Source organism: bacterium, assembly GCA_035529855.1.
Classification (GTDB): Bacteria; RBG-13-66-14; B26-G2; order WVWN01; family WVWN01; genus WVWN01.
Genome location: DATKVX010000098.1, coordinates 1 through 2,342, shown reverse-complemented (window position 1 = coordinate 2,342; position 2,342 = coordinate 1). Strand labels below are relative to the sequence as shown.

The 2,342-nt window shown below is 66.0% G+C and carries 3 protein-coding genes; 1 reads left to right on the top strand and 2 read right to left on the bottom strand.

Translation table 11 applies throughout. The features are described from left to right. A partial coding sequence (locus tag VMX79_10405; GenBank protein ID HUV87510.1) for a hypothetical protein occupies positions 1-536 on the bottom strand: 536 nt, incomplete at its 3' end. A gap of 23 nt (positions 537-559) precedes the next feature. After that, positions 560-1,510 (bottom strand): hypothetical protein, encoded by a 951-nt coding sequence (locus VMX79_10400; protein ID HUV87509.1) that lies wholly within the window; start codon positions 1,508-1,510, stop codon positions 560-562. Between the two features lie 136 nt (positions 1,511-1,646). Between VMX79_10400 and VMX79_10395 the strand changes: the two genes are divergently transcribed. Beyond that, the coding region (locus VMX79_10395) for a radical SAM protein (GenBank protein HUV87508.1) at positions 1,647-2,342 on the top strand (696 nt) is incomplete at its 3' end.

The following is a 2,342-nucleotide window of genomic DNA, read 5'->3' as shown; positions in this document are numbered from 1 at the left end:
AGCTCGAGCGGAAGGGAGTAGTCGCCGCCGGACCACCTGAACGTAATCTTGCCGTCGTACTTCCCCGGTAGCGTATCCGGCGGGACGAAGAGGTCGAACCAGAAAACGGTATTCTCGCCGGCGACGACGTCGGCGTGGCCGATGACCGGCACCAGCGGGTCGGGCCAACGGCCTCGCCCCAAGCCCACGGTGAAGTTCGTAGCCGGGTCGACCGAGGGCCAATTGACGGGAAGGTATACTTCGCGGTAGACGGATATGTTGGCCGCGGCGACGTTGCCCCTCGGGCCGCCGAGGTCGTATATCTCGAAAGAAACGACGCGAGGTTGGTCGGAGTTAATTACGACCTGGAACGGCGCCCACTCGCCGCGGGCGGCCTTTAAGGAGATACGGTCGCCGTCCCAGACGTACGTCTCGGCGGGGCGCGGCGCGTCCGGCTCAACCTTGGCGATGCAGCCTTCCGCCCAGATTATTACCTCGGCTCGAGCGGAAACGCAGGCCGCGAAACTTAATAACGCAGATATTAACAGGTAACGCAAACGCACATCCGGACCGCGCCCCCTTAGCGGAACAACGCTTTAATCTTTCCCATACTCGCGGGCGCCACGGCCGGGTAAGCGGGCTCCTGCTCGGCGGCCATCCCCTTAACCTTGTTAAAACCGGGAAGGCGAAAGACCATCGAGCCCGTCGCCGTGTACTTCGCGACCGCGTTCAGGTCGTAAATGGCGACCCACGCCGAGCCGTCGCCGCTGTTGACGGTGACGACGTTTACCATGCCGCCCGCGCCGACCGTGTTCACGATCGAGCCCGCGGCGTCGAGTTTGTGAAGCGCCGAGCCGGCGCCGACCCACGTCGCGTCGTCTTCGTTGTTCACGGCGACGCAAGAGCCGCCGGCGAGCGGCGTCCGGAAGACGACGCTTCCCGCGGTATTCACGCGCACGACGTTGCCGCTTTCGACGACGGAAACGGAGTTGTCCTTGGCGTGGGCGGCGCACCCGCCCGGCGAGCTGAAGCCGCCGAAGGACGCAACGACGGAACCGGCGGCGGTGACCCGAAGCAGTACGCCCGCGGTCCCGTCCGTCGCCCAGGCCGACCCGTCGCTCGCGGCCGACGACACCCAGCTCGCGCGGCCCAGCGGCACGTTGGCCGTCTCCTTCCCCACTTTATCCAGCCGGGCGACGCCGGGGGGATTATAAACGCGGACCCAGCAACCGCCGTCGGCCGGGTTCACCGATATTTGCTCGGTGCTGTAGCCGCGGCGGAAGAGTTCTTCGCCTTCGGCCGTCATCTTCACGACCGTACCGGCGTTCACGGTGAACCAGACGCTGCCGTCGCCCGGGTCTATCGCAACGCCGTACGGGTATATGAAAGGTCCGACCGTACGCACGATCGAACCCGACGGCGAGAGCTTGACCATCCTGCCGCCCCAGGTATCGCCGACCCAGGCGCCGCCGCCCGTGGCGTACGCCGCCGCGGCGACACATATTACTATAAACACACCCATCAACCGCATCGCCGAACCTCCTCGCTGCCGCCGTCCCATAAGCGACGTTCGTCGTAAAATAACACACCTCGCGACCTTTCACAATCGGCTTCGTTTCCCTAAAAGCCTCGCCGCTCCCGCTCTCTTATGCTAAATTCGTAGCGATATGCCGCACCGAAGCGAACCGGTCAACGCGCTCTACGCGCTCGCGTCGCCGTGCCGCCTTTGCCCACGGGAGTGCGGCGCGTTGCGGGCCGAAGGGGAATCCGGCACGTGTAATGTCGGCGTCTTGCCGCTAGTCGCCTCCACCGGCCCCCACTTCGGCGAGGAACGCGAGCTCGTGGGACGCGGCGGCTCCGGCACGATCTTCTTCGCCGGCTGCAACCTGGGCTGCATCTTCTGCCAGAACTACGACATCAGCCACCTCCGCGCGGGCCGGGAGGTAACGCCGGCCAAGGTAGCCGAAATGATGCTCGCGCTCGAGCGCCAGGGCTGCGAGAACGTCAACGTCGTGACGCCCACGCACGTAGCGCCGGCGGTAGCGGAAGCGGTCGAGCTCGCCCGGGCGCAAGGGTTAACGGTCCCGATAGTCTACAACTCGGGAGGATACGACGGCGTCGAAGCGCTCAAGCTGCTCGAGGGTTACGTAGACATATACATGCCGGACGCGAAGTACGGCCCCGCGGCGCCGGCGGCGGAGCTCTCGGCCGCGCCCAACTACTTCGAGAGGATGACGGAGGCGCTGCGCGAGATGCACCGCCAAGTGGGCGACCTGGAGGTGAACGGCCGCGGCGTCGCGACGCGCGGCCTCCTCATCCGCCACCTCGTCCTGCCGGACGGCCTGGCCGACAGCGAGCCGGTC

What these genes read in the sequence shown, in the direction of transcription:
- VMX79_10400 (HUV87509.1), bottom strand. Translation starts at nt 1,510, where the DNA reads ATGCGGTTGATGGGTGTGTTTATAGTAATATGTGTCGCCGCGGCGGCG.